This window comes from Pseudomonas sp. GV047 (assembly GCF_003058245.1).
Taxonomy (GTDB): domain Bacteria; phylum Pseudomonadota; class Gammaproteobacteria; order Pseudomonadales; family Pseudomonadaceae; genus Aquipseudomonas; species Aquipseudomonas marginalis.
Genome location: NZ_QCWA01000009.1, coordinates 14,262 through 29,578 on the forward strand (window position 1 = coordinate 14,262; position 15,317 = coordinate 29,578).

Annotated in this window: 10 protein-coding genes; 5 read left to right on the forward strand and 5 right to left on the reverse strand. The window is 62.0% G+C overall.

Annotation, left to right across the window (positions count from 1 at the left end; genetic code table 11):
• Positions 1-66 precede the first annotated feature (66 nt).
• From C8K58_RS22070 to C8K58_RS22080, 3 genes are all read left to right on the forward strand, one after another.
• The gene (locus tag C8K58_RS22070) at positions 67-1,275 is read left to right on the forward strand and encodes an MFS transporter (protein ID WP_027606379.1); all 1,209 of its coding nucleotides are present in this window, start codon (positions 67-69) and stop codon (positions 1,273-1,275) included.
• Positions 1,276-1,356: 81 nt separating this feature from the next.
• On the forward strand, positions 1,357-2,208 hold the full coding sequence (locus C8K58_RS22075) for a CAP domain-containing protein (RefSeq protein WP_027606380.1): 852 nt from the start codon (positions 1,357-1,359) through the stop codon (positions 2,206-2,208).
• Between the two features lie 171 nt (positions 2,209-2,379).
• The gene (locus tag C8K58_RS22080) at positions 2,380-4,566 is read left to right on the forward strand and encodes a GAF domain-containing protein (RefSeq protein WP_027606381.1); all 2,187 of its coding nucleotides are present in this window, start codon (positions 2,380-2,382) and stop codon (positions 4,564-4,566) included.
• 8 nt (positions 4,567-4,574) lie between these two features.
• Here C8K58_RS22080 and C8K58_RS22085 read toward each other — a convergent pair whose 3' ends face one another.
• The 4 genes from C8K58_RS22085 to C8K58_RS22100 all read right to left on the reverse strand — a co-directional run bounded on the left by C8K58_RS22085 (position 4,575) and on the right by C8K58_RS22100 (position 13,459).
• Positions 4,575-5,741: a diguanylate cyclase gene (locus C8K58_RS22085; RefSeq protein WP_027606382.1), complete on the reverse strand. Its 1,167-nt coding sequence runs from the start codon at positions 5,739-5,741 to the stop codon at positions 4,575-4,577.
• A gap of 51 nt (positions 5,742-5,792) precedes the next feature.
• On the reverse strand, positions 5,793-8,030 hold the full coding sequence (glgB, locus tag C8K58_RS22090) for a 1,4-alpha-glucan branching protein GlgB (RefSeq protein ID WP_027606383.1): 2,238 nt from the start codon (positions 8,028-8,030) through the stop codon (positions 5,793-5,795).
• On the reverse strand, positions 8,027-11,374 hold the full coding sequence (gene treS, locus C8K58_RS22095; RefSeq protein ID WP_027606384.1) for a maltose alpha-D-glucosyltransferase: 3,348 nt from the start codon (positions 11,372-11,374) through the stop codon (positions 8,027-8,029). The genes glgB and treS overlap by 4 nt, the downstream gene beginning before the upstream one ends.
• Before the next feature lie 96 nt (positions 11,375-11,470).
• The gene (locus C8K58_RS22100) at positions 11,471-13,459 is read right to left on the reverse strand and encodes an alpha-1,4-glucan--maltose-1-phosphate maltosyltransferase (RefSeq protein ID WP_027606385.1); all 1,989 of its coding nucleotides are present in this window, start codon (positions 13,457-13,459) and stop codon (positions 11,471-11,473) included.
• Between the two features lie 204 nt (positions 13,460-13,663).
• Between C8K58_RS22100 and C8K58_RS32535 the strand changes: the two genes are divergently transcribed.
• Entirely contained in the window at positions 13,664-13,822 is a 159-nt protein-coding gene (locus tag C8K58_RS32535; RefSeq protein ID WP_166655319.1) for a hypothetical protein, read from the forward strand.
• Between the two features lie 209 nt (positions 13,823-14,031).
• On the forward strand, positions 14,032-14,724 hold the full coding sequence (locus C8K58_RS32340; protein ID WP_133822140.1) for a hypothetical protein: 693 nt from the start codon (positions 14,032-14,034) through the stop codon (positions 14,722-14,724).
• On the opposite strand, the gene C8K58_RS22110 is transcribed toward C8K58_RS32340, so the two are convergent.
• On the reverse strand, positions 14,725-15,222 hold the full coding sequence (locus C8K58_RS22110; RefSeq protein ID WP_027606387.1) for an MgtC/SapB family protein: 498 nt from the start codon (positions 15,220-15,222) through the stop codon (positions 14,725-14,727).
• Positions 15,223-15,317 lie beyond the last annotated feature (95 nt).

Genomic DNA, 15,317 nt, shown 5'->3' on the forward strand with positions numbered 1-15,317 from the left:
GCGTCTTCCGCCATGTTAGGCGAGGTCGTAGATTTTTGACAGTTGCGTCCACCCAAGGAATCTTCCATGCATACGTCTTCACGGGGCGGCCTTGCCAGCCTGTCGCTGTCCATGTTGCTCGCCGCCCTCGGCACCAGCATCGCCAATGTCGGCCTGCCCAGCCTGGTACAGGCATTCGATGCGTCATTTCATGCCGTGCAGTGGGTGGTGCTCGCCTACCTGATGGCGATCACGGCGGTGATTGTCATGGCCGGCCGAATGGGCGATCGCCTGGGCCGTCGCCGGCTGTTGCTCGCCGGGCTGCTGCTGTTTGCGCTGGGCAGTGGGCTGTGTGCAGGCGCGCCCTCGCTGGGCTGGCTGATTGCCGCACGCCTCCTGCAGGGCTTGGGCGCGGCGAGCATGATGGCCATGGCGCTGGGGATGGTCGGCGACACGGTGCCCAAGGAACGCACCGGCCGGGTGATGGGCCTGCTGGGCACAATGTCAGCCGTCGGTACCGCCATGGGCCCCGCCGCTGGCGGGTTATTGCTCAGTGTGTGGGGCTGGCGCGCGCTGTTTCTGGTGGGCATGCCCTTGGGGTTACTCACGGCCAGCCTCGCGTGGCGCTACTTGCCGGTTGATCGACGCCAAGCAGGCTCACCTTCCAGCGTCTGGTCACCGTTGAAGGAAGCATCATTGCGCACGAGTCTCGCGATGAGTGCGTTAGTAGCGGCGGTGATCATGGCAACCTTTGTGGTCGGCCCTTTCTACCTGTCCAAGGGGCTGGGGCTGGACCCGCAATGGATGGGCCTGGCCATGGCCGTCGGGCCCTGTGTCGCGGCGCTCAGCGGTGTACCGGCGGGGCGCCTCACCGACCGCCACGGCTGGCGCCTTATGACTTTCGCCGGGTTGGGCATCCTGGTTTGCGGCGCATTACTATTGTCGTTGGCCTCGGGATTGATCGCCTACCTTGGGGGGCTGGTGATTCTGACGACGGGCTATAGCCTGTTCCAGGCCGCCAACAATACTGCGGTGATGTGCGATGTAGACGGTGCGCGCCGAGGTACGGTCGCAGGCTTGCTCAACCTGTCACGCAATATCGGGCTGATCTTCGGTACCTCGGCCCTGGGGGCGGTGTTCGCCTGGGCGACCCCGGATGTCACCCGCGCCACCGCGCAATCCGTGACCAGTGGCCTGCATGCGACTTTCACCGTCGCCGTGGGCTTGATCCTGCTGGCCACCGCGATGACAGCGGGCCGCATCCGCGCCGTGAATGCCCCACAGAATGCCCGTTGAGGCAAAAAAACAAAAAAGGCGTTGCGCCAGACGGGGTTACATCGCGCATCATGGGCACTTTCAAGCTCAAGGGTAACGTCCATGCGCGTTCTGTCATTGATGATGGGTCTTACGACGCTGGCCGCCAGTACGGTGTTCTGCGCCAGCGCGATGGCGAATGAAGAAAGTCAGTTGGTGCAACAGATCAACGAGTACCGCAGCCAGGTGCAGCGCTGCGGCGACCAGGGTTCCCAGGAACTGCCACCGTTGGCCAACGATACACGGCTGGTGCTGCCGGCCAATAACGTCGGCGACCTGCAGCAGGCCCTGGCCCGGGCCGCGTACCCGATGGTCAATGTGCAGGCCATCAGCCTGTCCGGGCCCAAGGACGCCCAGGCAGCCATGAAAGCCGTGCGCGAGAGTTTCTGCCGGGTGGTGCTGGACCCGCAATTCGTCGACATCGGCGTGAGCAACAGCGGCCAGGACTGGCGCATCGTGCTGGCCCGCCCGTTGCTGTCCAGCGGCCTGGGCGATTGGCAAACCGAAGGCCGCAAGCTGCTCGACCTGATCAATGCCGCCCGTACACAACCGCGCCAGTGCGGCACCCAGGCGTTTACCGCGACCACGCCATTGTCGTGGAACGAGGCGTTGGCCGGGGCCGCCAACAGCCACACGCGCAACATGGCCAACGGCAATTTCTTCGACCACCTGGACCACGACGGCCGCACGCCTGGCGACCGCGCGGAACTGGCCGGGTATATCGCGAAAAACATCGGCGAAAACATCGCCGCCGGCCTGGACACCCCGCGCAAGGTGGTCGACGGCTGGCTCGCCAGCCCGGGTCATTGCGCCAACCTGATGAACCCGCAGTTTCGCGAATTGGGCGCAGCCTATGCCATGGACCCGAAGAGTGACGCGGGCATCTACTGGACCGCTTTATTCGGCACGCAATAAGGGTTGGGCAATCGCCCACCCCCCGGCCCTTCGCTCTTTCAAACGAATACAGCATCAAAATGCCATCTAGCGGATAATCGTGCTGAACTGGCAGCGACCAGACAGGTCTGTAGCTTTACGCCACATCCTTGCGGGCGCGTTGAAGATTCCGGAATACAAGGTGTTCTCCCAATGATGAATTGGCTGCAAAGCAGCAGCGACATGGCTGAGCAAGTCCGTCAGCATGATTGGGCCAGTACGCCCCTAGGACCGCTGGAACAGTGGCCGGACGTGTTAAAGACCACCGTGGCGCTGTGCTTCGCCTCCAGCTTTCCCCAGGCGATTGTCTGGGGTCCGCAGCTGATCACGCTCTACAACGATGCGTTTATCCCGATCCTGGGTAGCAAGCCCTACGCGTTGGGGCGCCCGTTCAACGAAGTGTGGGCCGAGGTGTGGGATGACGTCAGCCACATCGCCAACGCCGCCTTCGAGGGCCACGCCACCTATATCGAAAACTTCCCCCTGGTGATTGAACGCGGCCCGAGGCGGGAGCAGGCGTACTTCACCTTCTGCTACAGCCCGATCCGCGATCCCCAAGGCAAGGTGGTCGGCATGCTCGACACCGTCACCGAGACCACCGCCACGGTGTTCCTGGCACGCCGCCTGGCGGTGCTGGACGCCATCGGCAACGCGGTGGTCAACGCCGTCGATGCCGAAGCCATCATGACCAGCACCACCCGGTTGCTGGCCGAGCACCTGCAGGTGAGCAATTGCGCCTACGCCGACATGGACGCCGATGAAGACGGCTTTACCATTCGAGACAATTGGACCGCGCCCGGCTCGCCCAGCATCATTGGCCGCTACAGCCTGGCGGCGTTCGGCGAGATGGCCGTCAAATGCCTGCGCGCCGGCGACCCCCTGGTGATCCACGACAATCTGCGCGAGTTGCCGCCCGCAGAGTCCGCCACCTTCCAGGCCCTGGGGGTGACGGCGACGATCTGCATGCCGCTGATCAAGAACGGTCGCCTGACCGCCCTGATGGCCGTCCATGACAAAAGCCCACGCCCCTGGTCACCCTACGACCTGGCCCTGTTGCGGGAAGTCACCGAGCGCTCCTGGGCGCATATCGAGCGCGTGCGTGCCGATGCCGATGTGCGCAAGGGCCTGGCGGCCTATGCCGAACTGAACACCACTCTCGAACAGCGCGTCGAAGAACGCACCCTGGCGCTGGCCAAGGCCGAAGCCGCGCTGCGCCAGTCGCAGAAACTCGAAGCCATCGGCCAACTCACCGGCGGCGTGGCCCATGACTTCAACAACCTGCTGACGATCATCCGCTCATCGGTGGACTTCCTGCGTCAGCCAGACCTGTCGGAGCAGCGTCGCCAGCGCTATATGGGCGCAGTGGCGGATACCGTAGAGCGGGCCAGCAAGTTGACCAGCCAATTGCTCGCCTTTGCCCGCCGCCAACCGCTGAACCCGGAAGTCTTCGACGTGGCCCAGCGCGTTCAGAACATCGGCGAGATGCTGGAGAGCGTCACAGGCGCGCGCATTCATGTACGTGTCGAGATGCCTTCGCAGCCGTGTTTTGCGCGGATCGATGCCAGCCAGTTTGAAACCGCACTGATCAACATCGCCCTCAATGCACGGGACGCAATGGAGGGCCAGGGCACCCTGACCCTGAAAGTCCTCGGGGCACAGCCGTTGCCCCATATTCGCGGCGACGCCGGGTCGGGTAAGGCGTATGTCGCCATTTCGCTCGCCGATACCGGCCCCGGCATTCCCGAAGACACCGTCGAACGCATTTTCGAGCCGTTCTTCACCACCAAGGCGGTGGGTAAAGGCACCGGCCTGGGCCTGTCGCAGGTCTTCGGCTTCGCCAAGCAGTCGGGGGGCAATATCGATGTGACCAGCACGCCCGGCCAAGGCAGCGTATTCACCTTGTATCTGCCCCAGGTCGAAGCCGAAGCAGCACTGCCACTCCCCTGCGAGGAAGCGCCGGCTTCGTCCCACGACACATCACAGTGCCGGGTGCTGATTGTGGAGGACAATCTGGAGATCGGGCGGTTTGCCAGCCAGATTCTTCAAGACCTGGGCTACCAGGCCACCTGGGTGACCGATGCCGAACAGGCCCTGACCCTTGCCGGGCACGATGGGAGGGCCTTCGATGTGATCTTCTCCGACGTGGTCATGCCCGGTATCACCGGGGTCGCCATGGCCAAGCTGTTGCGCCAGCGTCGAGCGGACCTGCCGGTGATACTGACCTCGGGCTACAGCGAAGAGCTGGCAGACAATGGCTATGACGGCTTCGAGTTCCTGCCCAAGCCTTACTCTGCCGAGCAGGTTTCGCGGGTATTGATCAAGGCCATGCACAAGGACTGAGCCGCGCCCTACTCCGCCACGGCCACCTGGTTGCGGCCCAATGCCTTGGCCCGGTACAGCGCTTTGTCGGCGCTGTTCATCAGGCCGTGCAGGTCCTCGTCCACGGCATGGGTGAACGCCACCCCAAGGCTGGCTGACAGCCCCTTGACCGGCTCGGCGGCCAAACCGGCGATAGCCTTGATCAGGTCCTCGGCAATAGTGCGCGCGGTGTCCAACGACGTATTGGGCAACAACACGGCAAACTCTTCGCCGCCCAAGCGACCATACACATCGGCCTTGCGGAACGACGCACTGATCACCCCGCCAATCTGGCGCAAGACCTGATCGCCGGCCTGGTGCCCATAGGTGTCGTTGATTTGCTTGAAGTGGTCCATGTCCATCATCAGCACGCACAGCGGCTGCTGGTTATGACGGCATTGCGCATACAGCAATTGCGCATGTTCGAAAAACGCCCGGCGGTTCATCAGGCCGGTCAGCTCATCGGTCTGTGCGGCACGGGTCGAGATGTTATGGGCCCGTTCCATTTGCCGGGTCAGGCGAAAGGCTTTCTCCAGTGCATCGGACAATTTGCGCGTGGCACTGGCCACAAACGTGGAAAACACCAGGACCGCGATGCCGATGCCCACTTGCATCGATGTGGGCTGGAACAACAGCCACAGGGTGCACGGCAGCAACACCAGGCCGATGGACACCAGGGTCATATAGCGATAGGCCGAATAACACGACACCGCACTGACCGACATCCCCACGGTGAACAGCATCACCAGCGCCTGGGACAACCGATCATCGGGGGGCATCAGCGCGAGTGCCCCAGCCCCCCAAATGCCCGCGGACAGTACCAGCGTGACCCAGTAGCGGCGCTCCCAGCGGTCCGGGGTGCGTTCGCTGTTGGGGCAGCGGAACCAGTCCAGGAACATCTTGACCCGCAGCAGCGACGACGCGCCCAACACCACCAGCCACACCAGCATCAACGTGTGATCGAAGCGCTCCCAGCACAGCCAGCAGAGCATGGCGGCTGCCATGTAGCTGCCGAAAATGGCTGCAAATGACTGGCGAAACAACTGGTGCAAACGGTCGGTTCGCACCTGTGCCTCTATAAAGCAATCCTGGTCCCGCCCATGCCCAAGGCCATTCATGAAATTCGCCTGATTCGACTGCCATGACAAAGGCGCCATTGTGGCACCCTGCCACCAGCGTGGACAACTGAATCCAGCAGGGTAGAGCCTTTAACTCCCGTCAGGCCGCAAAATCAGCACCCCCAACGGCGGCAGGTTCAACGACAGTGACACCGGTTGCCCATGGCGTGGCTCATCCTCGGTGAACACGCCACCGCCATTGCCGTAATTGGAACCCGCGTAGGTATCGGCGTCACTGTTGATCACCTCGCTCCAACGCCCACCAAACGGTACGCCCACCTTGTAGGCCTCACGGGGCACCGGGGTGAAATTGGCCACCACCAGCACCGGCTTGCCGTCCTTGCTCCAGCGCAGCCAGGCGTAGACGCTGTTGATCGCGTCGTCGCCGATCAGCCACTGGAAACCCTGAGGCGCATCATCCTGCTCGTGCAGGGCCGGCTCTTCGCGATACAGGCGATTCAAGTCACCCACCAGCTTTTGCACGCCTTTGTGCTCGGCGTACTGCAGCAAGTACCAGTCCAGTTGCTGGTCGTGGTTCCACTCGCGCCACTGGCCGAATTCGCAGCCCATGAACAGCAGCTTCTTGCCCGGATGCATCCACATGAACGCCAGGTAGGCGCGCAGGTTGGCAAACTTCTGCCAACGGTCGCCGGGCATCTTGTCGATCAGAGAGTGCTTGCCGTGCACCACTTCATCGTGGGAAATCGGCAGGATGAAGAGCTCGGACCACGCATACACCAGGCCGAAGCTCAACTCGTTATGGTGATGGGCGCGATAGACCGGATCCTGCTGGATGTAATGCAAAGAATCGTGCATCCAGCCCATGTTCCACTTGTAGTTGAAGCCCAGGCCGCCCTGTTGGGTGGGCTGGCTGACGCCGGGCCAGGCGGTGGACTCTTCGGCGATCACCAGGGCGCCGGGCGCTTCCAGTGCAACCACGTCGTTCAAATGGCGCAGGAAGTCGATGGCTTCCAGGTTCTCGCGCCCGCCATGGCGGTTGGGCACCCATTCGCCGGCCTTGCGCGAATAGTCGCGGTACAGCATCGACGCCACCGCATCCACCCGCAGCCCGTCAATGTGGAAGTGTTTGAGCCAATGCAGCGCCGAGGCCAGCATGAAGCCGTGGACCTCAGTGCGGCCCAGGTTGTAGATCAGCGTGTCCCAGTCCTGGTGGAAGCCTTCCAGCGGGTTGGCGTATTCATACAACGCAGTGCCGTCGAATTGCGCCAGGCCATGGGTGTCGGTAGGGAAATGCGCCGGCACCCAGTCGAGGATCACGCCGATATCGGCCTGATGGAGCGCGTTGATAAAATAGGCGAAGTCCTCCGGCGAGCCAAAACGCGCCGTCGGTGCGAACTGTGAAAGCGCCTGGTAACCCCACGAACCGCCGAACGGGTGTTCCATGATCGGCATCAATTCAACGTGGGTGAAGCCCAGTTGCTGCACATACGGCACCAACCGCTCGGCCAGCTCGCGCCAGGTGTATTGGCGCGCCACTTCGCCGGCCTCGTCCAGCTCGCACTGCCAGGAGCCCACGTGCAGCTCGTAGATCGACAGCGGCGCCGTGGCCTTCTGGCGCTCGACCCGCGCTTGCATCCACTCGTGGTCCTGCCAGTCCACCTGCAACGGCGCGGCGACTTTCGAGGCGGTATCGGGTGGCAACTGGGTCGCCAGCGCCATCGGGTCGGCCTTGAGCGGCAGAATCCCGTGGGCACCGAGGATTTCGTACTTGTAGGCGGCGCCAGGTTGCAGGCGTGGAATGAAGATCTCCCACACGCCCGACGGATGCCGCAGGCGCATCGGGTGGCGGCGGCCGTCCCAGATATTGAAGTCTCCTACCACCGAAACCCGCCGCGCATTCGGTGCCCACACGGCAAAACGCACGCCGTCTACGCCATCGACGTTGGTCACCTGGGCCCCCAGGCAACTGCTGAGGTCACGGTGGTTGCCTTCGGCGAACAGGTACAGGTCCATCTCCCCCAGCAACAGTTGCTGGAAGCTGTAAGGGTCTTCGGTGATCTGCTCGCCACCGGCCCACTGGATTTTCAGCAAGTACGCCTGGCGGGTGTTGAACTGCCCGACGAACAGGCCCGGCACCTGGGTCGCATCCAGGCTGCCGATCTGTTCACCGCCATCGCGGCTCAGCACCTGGACACTCAAGGCTTCCGGCAGGAACGCGCGGATAAATTGGCCGCCCTGCTCGTCATCGTGTGGCCCGAGAATGGAAAACGGGTCGTGGTGCTCGGCGCGCACCAGCGCTTCGACGTCCTTGGACGCCGGCATGGCTGTCAACTTCGGTTGCAGCGGTTCTTTACTCGTAAAGCTCATGACGTCTCCCCACCGCGTGCAGTGTTCGATTTAGATGTAATCCCGCTCAACAACCCGTGCAAGCCCTGCAGGGGCACCGGCAACCAGGTCGGGCGGTTTTCCGCTTCGTACGCTACCTCATACGCGGCCTTCTCCAGGCTGAACAACGTCAGCGCGGCGTCCTGGCCCTTGGCATCCTGCCAGTCATGCGCCAGTGTAGACGCAGCGGCCTGATAAGCCTGGATAAATGCCTGGCGGGCCTCTTTCAGGTAGCGATCGGTCACGCGCCTGCGCGCCTGGTCCGCTGCGGGCGAGTGATCCACCCCTTGTACGTTCAAGGCCATGGCCGCCGCGTAGTCAAAGGAGCGCAACACGCCGCTCACATCTTTATACGGGCTGTGCTTGCCGCGCCGTTCATGCAGCGGCCGCGCCGGTTCGCCTTCAAAGTCGATCAGGTAGGCATCGCCCTTCACCACCAGCACCTGGCCCAGGTGCAAGTCACCGTGGACGCGAATGCGCAGCCCGCCCAAGGTGGCTTTCGCCAGCGCCTGGACATGCGCGCCGATGGCTTTTTTCTGCGCCAGCAATTCACTGACCAGCGCCTGATCGGCAGGGTTCAATTGGCTTTGATGCAGCTTGAGCAATTGCAATGCACGGTCGATCTGCGCACCAACGTCCTTGGCCCAGGCTTGGGTATCCTTGGCGCTGGTCGGTTCGGGCTTGAAGTCCTTATTGGTCGTTTTGGCCCCCAGCACCCCGTGCATTTCACCCAGGCGCTGGCCGAGCAGCCCGGCGAAGTCCGCCAGCTCGCCCAGTGCGTTGTAATGCTGTTCCTGTTCGGAGATGGCCTCGGCCAGTTCATCGCGAATGGCACGTTCCAGGTTGTTCTGGGTCCAGCTCCATGCGTCACCCTGGTTGCTCAAGTAGCCCTGAGCGATCATCAGCAGGTTGTCCTGGCCGGCGCCATCATGGCGAATCACCGAGCCCATCAGCGGCGAGATATTCGGATAACCCGCCTGCGTCAGGTAGGCGCTCATTTCCAGCTCGGGGTGCACCCCGGCGCTGACTTTGCGGATCAGCTTGAGCACCAGGCTCTCGCCCACCACCACCGAGCTGTTGGACTGCTCGGCAGACAAGTAACGCACCGGCGACTCGTCCGTCAGTTGCAGCGTGTCCAAGTGTGGCGTGGCTTCAAAACGCAGGTCGCCGTCGCTGCCGTTCAACACGGTACCGGCCTGCAGACCTTGGATCACCGCGCGGATAAAGTGCTCCAGGCTGAAGGCGTCCGTCACCAGGCCGACCTGACGCACTCGCCGGACGCGGGCCAGGGCCAACTGTTGCGGCAAGGCGCTGGTGAACTGGTCTTCGCCAAGAAAACCGAACGGCAGCTGATACCGACTGACCTGGCCACCGGCGGTCACTTCCAGCTCGCTGAGCAAGACCGGGTGCTGCGGGTCGCCAAAGCGCACACCGTAGGCGATGCGTACGCTGTCGATGGCGGTGTCCTTGCCGGCAAACCAACGGCGCTTGGGCAGCCAGGCGGGCAGCGAGGTCTGTTCGAGGGTGGTGCGGCACGGTTCGTCGAGCAGCTCTTCCATGCGTTTTTTCAGCACCAGGGTGGTGAAGTCCGGCATGCTTTGCGCCGGCTCCACGTGCCAGCTGGGCATCTGGTTTTCCGCCGCCAGCACGAACCAATAGAAGCCATACGGCGCCAGGGTCAGCAGGAAATTCAGTTGGCCGATGGGCGGGAACGCATTGCCGCCGAGCATCTCCACCGGAACCATGCCGGCAAAAGCCGACAGGTCCAGCTCGGCCGCCTGGGCGCTGCGCGAGACGTTGGCCACACACAGGATGATCTCGGTGCGCCCGTCTTCGCCGGTGAATTCGCGGGTATACGCCAGGATGCGGCGATTGCTTGGGGAGAGCATCTTCAGGCTGCCACGCCCAAACGCCTTGGACTGCTTGCGCACCGCCAGCATGCGGCGGGTCCAGTTCAACAGTGAGTGCGGGTCCTGGGCCTGGGTTTCGACGTTGACCGACAGGTAGCCATATTGCGGATCCATGATCGGTGGCAGCACCAGGCTGGCCGGGTCGGCGCGGGAGAAACCGCCGTTGCGGTCGATGGACCATTGCATCGGCGTGCGCACGCCATCGCGGTCGCCGAGGTAGATATTGTCGCCCATGCCGATTTCGTCGCCGTAATACAGGGTCGGGGTGCCGGGCATCGACAGCAGCAGGCTGTTGAGCAACTCCACACGGCGGCGGTCGCGCTCCATCAGGGGCGCCAGGCGCCGGCGAATGCCCAGGTTGATGCGTGCGCGACGGTCAGCGGCGTAGTAGTTCCACAGGTAGTCGCGCTCTTTATCGGTGACCATTTCCAGGGTCAGCTCATCGTGGTTGCGCAGGAAGATCGCCCATTGGCAATTGGCGGGGATCTCCGGGGTCTGGCGCAGGATATCGGTGATCGGGAAGCGATCCTCCTGGGCCAGCGCCATGTACATGCGCGGCATCAGCGGGAAGTGGAACGCCATGTGGCATTCATCGCCGTCATCGCCCTTGCGGTCGCCGAAATACAGCTGCGTGTCTTCCGGCCACTGGTTGGCCTCGGCGAGCAGCATGCGGTCGGGGTAATGGGCGTCGATCTCGGCGCGGATCTGCTTGAGGACGTCGTGGGTTTCCGGCAGGTTTTCGTTGTTGGTGCCATCGCGCTCGATCAGGTAGGGGATGGCGTCCAGGCGCAGGCCGTCGATGCCCATGTCCAGCCAGTAGCGCATCACCGACAGCACGGCTTTCATCACCTGCGGGTTGTCGAAATTGAGGTCCGGCTGGTGGGAATAGAAGCGGTGCCAGAAGTACTGGCCGGCGACCGGGTCCCAGGTCCAGTTGGACTTTTCGGTGTCGAGGAAAATGATGCGGGTGCCGTCGTATTTCTGATCGTCATCGGACCACACGTAGAAGTCCCGCGCCGCCGAGCCCGGCTTGGCCTTGCGTGCCCTCTGGAACCACGGGTGCTGATCGGAGGTGTGGTTGATCACCAGCTCAGTGATGACCCGCAACCCGCGCTTGTGGGCTTCGGCGATAAAGCGCCGGGCATCGGCCATGGTTCCGTAGTCGCTGTGCACGCCCCGGTATTCGGCAATGTCATAGCCGTCATCGCGGCGTGGCGAGGGGTAGAACGGCAGCAGCCAGATGGTGTTGACACCCAGGTCGGCGATGTAGTCGAGCTTGGCGATCAGGCCGGGAAAGTCACCGATGCCGTCGTTGTTGGAGTCGAAATAGGATTTGACGTGAACCTGGTAGATCACCGCGTCCTTGTACCAGAGCGGGTCTTTGATGAAGGTGGCAGCCTTGGGTTTCTTCGCCATTGGAAACTCCTGAAATACTCGAAAAATCGTGCAGACTGAACCTGGTCAATGTGGTAGGGGGCTTGCCCCCCTCCCACATGTTGCTCCTCACCAGGCTCAAGAGGTGCTGATGCGCCAGATCCCGAACGGCATCTGCGGCTCCAGCCGCGTCCACTGGGTCTTGCCATACCAGGTCCAGCGATGGCCGTTCATCAGGTCTTCACCCTGGGTGTGCGCATCGTCCGGCAGGCCCAATTCCCACAACGGCAACTCGAAGTGGGCCTCCTGGGCATTGAACGGATCGAGGTTGACCGCTACGAGAATGAAGTTGCTGCCATCCTCGCTGCGCTTGCCGAAGTACAGGATATTGTCGTTCCAGGCGTTGTAGAGCTTCAGCCCCAGGTGGGTCTGCAAGGCCGGGTTTTGGCGGCGGATGCGGTTGAGCTGGGCGATCTCGGCGATGATATTGCCGGGTGCGGTGAAGTCCCGAGGACGAATCTCGTATTTCTCCGAGTCCAGGTATTCCTCTTTGCCCGGCACCGGAGCCGCTTCACACAGCTCAAACCCCGAATACATGCCCCACAGGCCCGACCCCATGGTGGCCAGCGCGGCGCGGATCAAGAAACCTGGGCGCCCGGATTCATGCAGGAAGCCTGGGTTGATATCCGGCGTGTTGACGAAGAAGTTCGGCCGGTAGCATTCGCGCCACGGCGACTCGTTCAATTGCGCCAGGTATTCGGCCAGTTCGGCCTTGGTATTGCGCCAAGTGAAGTAGGTATAGCTCTGGGAGTAACCGACCTTGCCCAGACGCGCCATCATCGCCGGGGTGGTGAAGGCTTCGGCGAGGAAGATCACCTCGGGATACTTTGCCCGTACATCGGCGATCAGCCACTGCCAAAAGGGCAGCGGCTTGGTGTGGGGATTGTCGACGCGAAAGGTCTTCACGCCCTCTTCCACCCAGCCCACCACGATGTCACGCAGCTCGGTCCACAGGCCCGGGATCGCATCCGCGGCATAGAAGTCGACGTTGACGATGTCCTGGTACTTCTTCGGCGGGTTCTCGGCATATTTGATCGTGCCGTCCGGGCGCCAGTTGAACCAGCCCGGGTGCTCTTTGAGCCACGGGTGGTCCTGGGAGCACTGGATGGCGAAATCCAGGGCGATCTCCAGGCCATGCTCGGCGGCGGCCTTGACCAGGCGCCGGAAGTCATCACGGCTGCCCAACTGCGGGTGGATGGCCTCGTGGCCGCCCTCCTCGCTGCCGATGGCATAGGGGCTGCCCGGATCGTCGGGGCCTGCGGTCAGGGAATTGTTCTTGCCTTTGCGGTGGCTGCGCCCGATCGGGTGGATCGGCGGGAAGTACAGCACGTCGAACCCCATGTCATGGATCATCGACAAGCGCGAGTGCACGTCGTTGAAGGTACCGTGGCGGGCCGGATCGTCGGTGATCGAACGGGGAAACAGCTCGTACCAACTGGCAAACTGCGCCGCCTCGCGCTCCACATCAATCGGGTAGACGGTGCTGATGCTCAAGTAGGCGCGGTGGTCGGCCTGGGTCATCAGGTGTGCACTGTCTTCGTGCAAAAACAGCGCGACCTGCTCGGTTTCCAGCAAACCGGAGAGTTCGTGGTGCAACAGCATCAGGCGGTCGCGTAGTTCGTTGTCGCTGCGCTCCGCGGCCTGCAGCACCAGGCTGCGGCCTTCCTGCAACTCCAGGCTGACCGGCACGCCGGCTTCATGTTTTTTGCGCAGTTCATAGCAGAAGCTGGCGAAGGTATCGATCCAGGCCTCGATGCAGTATTCGTGAGGGCCCTGGACGGTGACGGTAAACGCCCCTTCCCAGCCATTGTTGCCCACGTCGTTCATGACCACGCTGTGCCAGCTTTCGTCATGCAGCGGGCGCCAACGGATCAATACGGCCAGCTTGTCGTGGCCATCGGCGAATACCTTGCTGGTGACGTTGACCCGCTGGCCCACCACGGCCTTCACGGCAAATTCGCCGCCGTCGATCACGGGTGAAGTGCTTTCAATCGCGATCCTGGGCAGCAACAGCGCCTGGGACAGCGGCAATATGGAGTCTTCTGGAGCCAGTGTTTCAGCAGTCATCGAGCATCTTCCCCTTACGCCCTGTGGACGCTCTTTGCTTGATCCGAATTCCGATACGGCAGCGCTCTCCCTGAGCAGGGCCGCTATAGGTCCGAGCCTGGGCCAAGGTTAAAAGTTCAGCTGGATGTTCCGCCATTGGGCGGGGAATCAATTGGCCCCGGTGGATGTCCACCGCTAGAGCAAAGCACAAAGGAGGCCACACCGATGAATATCCCGATCCCGGCTGAAACCCCGGACCCGAATATCGACAACCCGACCCTGCCGCCCACAGAACCGCAACCCATTCCCGAGAAGGAACCGCCGGAAAATGAACCGCCCCCCGTGGAAGAACCGCCGACGACCATGCCACCGGTAATTGTCTGAAAGACTCGATGAGGCTTGAGGTTCGCTCGACAAAAAAAGCTGTCCCCCCGCGAGCGGACCACAAACAAAACAGAAGCTTCCTGCACAATCTGGAAACTACGGCTGAAAGAACGTTACTCCATTGGTTTTTATACTCACCTCGCGTAAACGCTTCGTCCGATATCCAGGGACGTAGCGTTACGACAATTCATCTGATCGCGAGGATACTTATGTCAATCATCTCCCCCCAGCACACTTCGCCTCTTTCTCAACTTCCTCAACCAGACCGCGCCCCACAAGCGTCGTCTTACCCGGCAAGTGCATCCACCCCCCTGGCACCCTCACTGGACGCAACACAGGCGCACAGCAGCCTGAACGACGTTAACGCCTTACTGACCCCCACCAACCTCAATCGGATCATGCGCAACCCCCACTCTAAGGAATCCCGTGAAATTATTGATCTGACCCGTTCGACATTGAGCCCAGCCAATCTCCGCTCAATGTTGCAGGGCGCTAACGCTCAAGCTAACGCACAAGTCCTTGAAACCATCGGGCATAAACTCGGAAAAGACCAACTTGCCCCAAGCCTGAGCTCGGCCAAGAACGCGGTAACAAAGCACCAGATAAATCTATTGGAACTGCAGGCCCTGAATAATTTGACAAGATTAATTGACGCCGATGGAAGCGATGGTGTGCTGAACACCCTCCTCGCAAACGACATCGCCCTGGACAACCTCCAGCAAAAGTTTTCCAACATTGACTCAACAGCCAAGTCCTTCTCTGATCTCGGCGGCTTGTTGACGAAGAATAACCTCGACGCCCTACGTTCGCCCTCAGGCATTGGTCACGCCTCCCGGGGACCTGACACCGCCAATCCCAACGCGGGTAATTCGTCCACTCAAGTAGCGAAGATTTCCTTTTAATCAGGGCTCCTTTTCCAATGATTTGACAATCCTGGGCATCACGCTGAACACCGCCAATGCCAACAGCGTACTCAACACCGCCGTCGACTCGCGGCCCATTCCCGCCGCCACCCCAATGGCGGCGGTCATCCATAACCCGGCAGCGGTGGTCAGGCCTTTGACGTGCTGGCCCTCTTCGTCTTCCTTGCCCTTGAGGATCGTCCCTGCGCCGAGGAAACCAATCCCCGCGATCACCCCCTGGACCACACGACTCATGGCATCCGCCTGATTGCCGGACATCTGCGGTACCAGCACAAACAATGCGGCGCCCATTGCCACCAGCATATGGGTGCGCACACCGGCAGCCTTGCCCTTGTGCTCGCGCTCAAACCCGAGGATGCCGCCCAACAGCGCTGCGATCAGCAGGCGAACAGTGATTTGAGTGAGCTGTTTCGCGTCGCCAAGGTCGGCGAATTCGGCCTGCAGGGTTTGCCACACTTCGTGCCACCAGGCGTCCATGGATGCTGTCCTTTATTTATGGATAAAGGATGGACAGCGGCGACCGCCAGTCAGTTGCCTTGAACCCACACACCTTGCTGCCCCCTAACCTTCAT

What these genes read in the sequence shown, in the direction of transcription:
- C8K58_RS22080 (WP_027606381.1), top strand. Translation starts at nt 2,380, where the DNA reads ATGATGAATTGGCTGCAAAGCAGCAGCGACATGGCTGAGCAAGTCCGT.
- treS (WP_027606384.1), bottom strand. Translation starts at nt 11,374, where the DNA reads ATGGCGAAGAAACCCAAGGCTGCCACCTTCATCAAAGACCCGCTCTGG.
- C8K58_RS22075 (WP_027606380.1), top strand. Translation starts at nt 1,357, where the DNA reads ATGCGCGTTCTGTCATTGATGATGGGTCTTACGACGCTGGCCGCCAGT.
- C8K58_RS22070 (WP_027606379.1), top strand. Translation starts at nt 67, where the DNA reads ATGCATACGTCTTCACGGGGCGGCCTTGCCAGCCTGTCGCTGTCCATG.
- glgB (WP_027606383.1), bottom strand. Translation starts at nt 8,030, where the DNA reads ATGAGCTTTACGAGTAAAGAACCGCTGCAACCGAAGTTGACAGCCATG.
- C8K58_RS32535 (WP_166655319.1), top strand. Translation starts at nt 13,664, where the DNA reads ATGAATATCCCGATCCCGGCTGAAACCCCGGACCCGAATATCGACAAC.
- C8K58_RS22085 (WP_027606382.1), bottom strand. Translation starts at nt 5,741, where the DNA reads ATGGCGCCTTTGTCATGGCAGTCGAATCAGGCGAATTTCATGAATGGC.
- C8K58_RS32340 (WP_133822140.1), top strand. Translation starts at nt 14,032, where the DNA reads ATGTCAATCATCTCCCCCCAGCACACTTCGCCTCTTTCTCAACTTCCT.
- C8K58_RS22110 (WP_027606387.1), bottom strand. Translation starts at nt 15,222, where the DNA reads ATGGACGCCTGGTGGCACGAAGTGTGGCAAACCCTGCAGGCCGAATTC.
- C8K58_RS22100 (WP_027606385.1), bottom strand. Translation starts at nt 13,459, where the DNA reads ATGACTGCTGAAACACTGGCTCCAGAAGACTCCATATTGCCGCTGTCC.